Source organism: Vibrio sp. Isolate22 (assembly GCF_022398115.1).
Taxonomy (GTDB): Bacteria; Pseudomonadota; Gammaproteobacteria; order Enterobacterales; family Vibrionaceae; genus Vibrio.
Map to the genome: position 1 here is coordinate 1 of NZ_JAKEUW010000117.1, position 4,492 is coordinate 4,492.

At 43.3% G+C, this 4,492-nt stretch carries 2 protein-coding genes and 1 pseudogene; 2 read left to right on the plus strand and 1 reads right to left on the minus strand.

What is annotated here, in order from left to right; translation table 11 throughout:
- The first annotated feature begins 583 nt into the window (after positions 1 to 583).
- Both gbpA and L1D55_RS26855 read left to right on the plus strand, forming a co-directional pair.
- A complete protein-coding gene (gene gbpA / locus L1D55_RS26850; RefSeq protein WP_239919479.1) occupies positions 584 to 2,029 on the plus strand; it encodes an N-acetylglucosamine-binding protein GbpA in 1,446 nt (481 codons plus the stop codon).
- Between the two features lie 388 nt (positions 2,030 to 2,417).
- Positions 2,418 to 3,872 (plus strand): lytic polysaccharide monooxygenase, encoded by a 1,455-nt coding sequence (locus L1D55_RS26855; protein ID WP_239919480.1) that lies wholly within the window; start codon positions 2,418 to 2,420, stop codon positions 3,870 to 3,872.
- Positions 3,873 to 4,318: 446 nt separating this feature from the next.
- Here L1D55_RS26855 and L1D55_RS26860 read toward each other — a convergent pair.
- Positions 4,319 to 4,492: pseudogene (locus tag L1D55_RS26860) on the minus strand (IS5/IS1182 family transposase); the annotation flags it as partial.

A 4,492-nucleotide genomic window follows, 5' to 3' on the forward strand; every position in this document is an offset into this window, starting at 1 on the left:
TACTCATGGATAGCCTCGGCTACTCATGGATAGCCTCGGCTTCAAGACCGCAAAGGCATTTAGCCTCAGAGTTAGGTTTAAGAGTCAGTGTAATAAGTGATGCTGTCTGGTGAGACTTTACTATTTTAAAGCCTTCCCAGAATGAAGATAGGAAAGTATGATTCGGCATGAAAACGGTAGTTTGTGTATGATTTTTGTTTGGCGACTAAACCATATCACTTACTACCGTTTTTGTTTTTAGTTCCCGCTAATCCGCGATGAACCTTAAATAAGCCTAAAATCCAATTAACAACCAGTAGCTGATTCATTTCTTCTCTGGGTAAACCTCATGTTTTTCAGATATATAAGCTGCCCTCAGCCTTATGTCACCTTTGTTGAGTATCAATTAGGTTTATTGACTAAATAATCTAAACTTCATCAACCATTCTCAAGTTGAACAATATGCACTCACTTTATTAATGTTCGAGCCAAGTAACGATTAATGAAGTGTGGTCGTTGGTTCATGCAAGAAAGTTAAATCAGCCAGCAGGACAAGACAAGTAGCCTGCGGCTTGGCAAATAAAGTCTTTAATTTGGAATGGTTATGGGAATAAAAATCGAGAAAACGGCTTTAGCAATCGCTTTGTCTACAGTCTGTGGTGGTGCAATGGCACACGGTTTTGTGTCACTAAATGATGATGGCAACATCATAAGCCGTGTTGCTTTGTGTCACTTAGAAGACTCAGAGGGACAGCCGAAGAACATGGATTGTGGCAACATACAGTATGAGCCTCAAAGTGTGGAAGGCTTTGATGGCTTCCCGGAAAATGGACCACCTGATGGTTACATTGCCAGTGCTGAAATAGCAATGGCGAGAAATCTAGATGAGCAAACTTCCGAGCGTTGGCAGAAACGCTCAATCGAAGCAGGTATCCAGGAGTTTGAGTGGACATTTAAGGCTAACCACGTAGCCGCTGGTTTTAAATATTACATCACAAAAGAAGGTTGGGACCAAAACTCACCATTGGAACGTGCTTCGTTTGACCTTACACCTTTCTGTGAAGTTGATGGTGGTGGAGAGATAACACAAGATACGGCTACTCACACTTGTAATGTGCCGGAGCGAGAAGGCTATCACGTGATTTTGGCGGTTTGGGATGTTGGCGATACAGACAAAGCTTTCTATAACGCAATTGATGTTGTGTTTGATGGCGATGACTCTCAATTACCGGGTTGGGAAAAAGCAGGCCAGATAATTCCGACCATGAATTTGAAAGAGGGTGATGCGGTATACACACGTGTGTTTGATGGATCAGGTGAAAACCCATCATTGAGTACTCGAATCGAGATTGCGAGCAGTGAGTCAGGACAACCAAAGAACTGGTCAAAGGCATTAGCGACCAAAGTTAACCAAGGGCATGACGATATTAAGTCTGGCGTATGGAGCGAAAACGGGTTCGATCCTATTTATGGCGTTAACCCAATATACGTCAATAAAGACAGTGGTATCCAGCGTGTCGAGATAGGCTACGATGTTGAGGTGCCTGAACCAGATACATCACTGACTGTTGAAGGGCTAGAGCCTGAATACATCATTGGAGACGAAGCGACGGTTCTCGATCTTACACTGATTGCCGAAGGTGACGCTCAAGCTGAACTTACGGTATATAGCCATGGACGTGAGTTTCTAGCGCATTGGAGTGGCCAGGTCGAAGATGAAACCTCTGAATCGGTCACGTTGCCGCTATCTAAATCTGAGGCTGGTCACCATCTGTTAGTGGTGAGTGTTAAAAACAGCGAAGGTAAGCTAGTTGGTCAGCAAACTCTCGATTTCCACTTAGTTGAAGCGGGCACTCCGCCACCACAACATGACTATGTTTACCCTGAAGGGTTCGGTAGTTATGTAGATGGAGACATTGTGCTATTTGAAGGAGAGGGTGTTTATCAATGTTACGGCCCTTGGGCGGCAGAATGTAACAATGAAGCCTACTTACCGGGTGTTGCTGCCGATCCAAATTGGGTGGAACAGCAATGGAAAAAGCTCGACTAAGATCTCACTTACCTTTCTGATTTGATTCTCTTCTGTATAGGGGAATCGCAAAGCGGCTTATTTGTTAAGCCGCTTTTTATTCGCTTTGAATGTTATGTCTACAATCAAGACAGAATACTGAAATCCAATAATTCGAAGCAACATCATCTATTGACAACGCATTTATGTGAGTTGTGTGATTTCGATTCCTATCAATATAAAACTCGCTACCATTGATAAAATTGACGTATATATTTTCCGTTGTTCTTTAAACAAAAACGATAAACCCATGAACTGCAACTTTGGTTGGTAAATAACCTGTTGGTGTAGTGTGTAGGGGAAAATAAAAGAGAGTGGGAAAGTGACAACAATAAATAACAACATTCTAAAAATAGCAGTAGGTATGGCTATGCTATCGAGTGTGCCGTCAGTGGCAAATGCTCATGGTTGGTCTGAATTTCCAAGTGCACGTCAGAACACGTGTTACGAGCAAGGTGGCATTTGGTCGGGCACACCACCAAATGCAGCCTGTGCTCAAGCTAAAGAAATTTCTGGCTCATATCCGTTTGTTCAGCGTAACGAATATGCGAAAAATATCCAGGATTTCAATAACATCAATGCAGTAAAAGCAGCGATTCCTAACGGCACGTTATGTTACGCCAATGATTCGCAAAAGCGTGGTATGGGTGCGCCTCACACGGGTTGGACACGCACTGAGCTAAGCACTGGCACGTTTGAATATGTATTCAACGCGACCGCGCCACACAACCCTTCATTTTGGGAGTTCTACCTAACCAAACCAAATGCAGACTTGAGTAAAGGCTTGGCATGGGGCGATTTAGAGCTTATCCAAGAAGAGGGCAATGTTCCTGTAAATGGCGGCAAATACCGAATCAATGTAACCATTCCTTCAGACCGTTCTGGCGATGCAATTTTATTTGTGCGCTGGCAGCGTAATGATTCGGCAGGTGAAGGCTTCTATAACTGTTCAGACATCACCATTACTGGTGGTACAACTCCTCCGCCAGATCCTACACCGCAACCAGATCTAGTACGTGGCGACTTGTTTGTGTCTGACCAGTTCGGTACGCCAGAGATTGGTGACACAGTGAAGTACGACATCATTAACAAGTATGGTGAAGTAGCGCGTAGTTTCGACATCGCGATTGACGCAAGCAACGTTAACGATTGGGCTCGTTTACTTGCTTCAGAAATTAATGGTTGGCATGAAGAGTTCAAAGATGGTGCGGTCTTTATCGGCGACTGGCATGCTGAAATGCAGCACTACATGTACTTCCAGAATGATCCTTCACGTAACTTCTTCAACTCAAAAGATGGTCGAGCTTCAGGTCAATTGACGTTGATTGACGGTGGTGATGGCGGTGTTGAACCGTTGAAAGGCGATATCTACGAACTAGTTAAGAGTGACAATGTAGTGAATGCGGGTGACAAAGTTGTGATTGCAACAAGTGAAGCCGCTAACTTTACGCAAACACAAGGTTCTACAGTAAGCATCCAAAACAATGGTACGGCTTCAATTGTGATTGATACTACAGCGATCACTGCGAACGAAACGTTATCTTTCGTTGCTAGCTCTATTGAAAGTGAGAGTGTTGAAACCTTTACATTCGAAGTGATTGCTGAAGATGGTGGTGTGACACCTGACCCAGATCCAACGCCGGATCCAGATCCGACTCCGGACCCAGACAATGGCACATGGGATTCATCTAAGGTTTACCTAGGTGGTGAGGTTGTGACTTACTCTAACCAGTCCTGGAAAGCGCAGTGGTGGATTCAGGGTGGTGAAAACCCGAAAGCGACTTACGAAAACGACAAGTGGGGCGTTTGGCGTCCAGCTAATTAGTTTTAATAGGATTCGTTAAATACTAAAACAATAAATGGCACCATATTTTACAAGTGAGGTGCCATTTTTATGAGCTTTGTTACGTAATTCAGCGGTTTGATCATGCGTAACTTTTACTCATTTATACATTGTATTTCTTAAGTCCAATCTCCTCTTAACAACTGATTAACTATATAAATAGCCATTTTTGAGAATGGACGTAGCTGTTTCCAATATATACTTAAGCCATATAACTTCGGTTAACCAACAGCGAGGTTTCGATACTGAGCACGCTTCCAGAAGGTACACCCCACTTGGTGCAATAAGCACAAATGTACGCGTAATCTTAATTGTATCTAAGCTTGGCTCTATTGAAATGATTTCATGAGTGCTTGTATGGACTGCAATATACTGGCTTTGTTGCGTAATTAAATTTAGATATAGAGCCAACCCGTTTCGCGTATTTCTTAGTCAATACGACAGGTTTTAGGCATACCTAACCTAGTAAGCTTGTTCAACGCTTTTATCATCGCGTAAGTTTCACCCACCTGGGCATTGTAATTTCTTAAGCTCAGTTTCCCTCCTAGCAACTGTTTAACTCGATACATCGCTGTTTCTGAGAGTGAACGCTTGTGGTATCC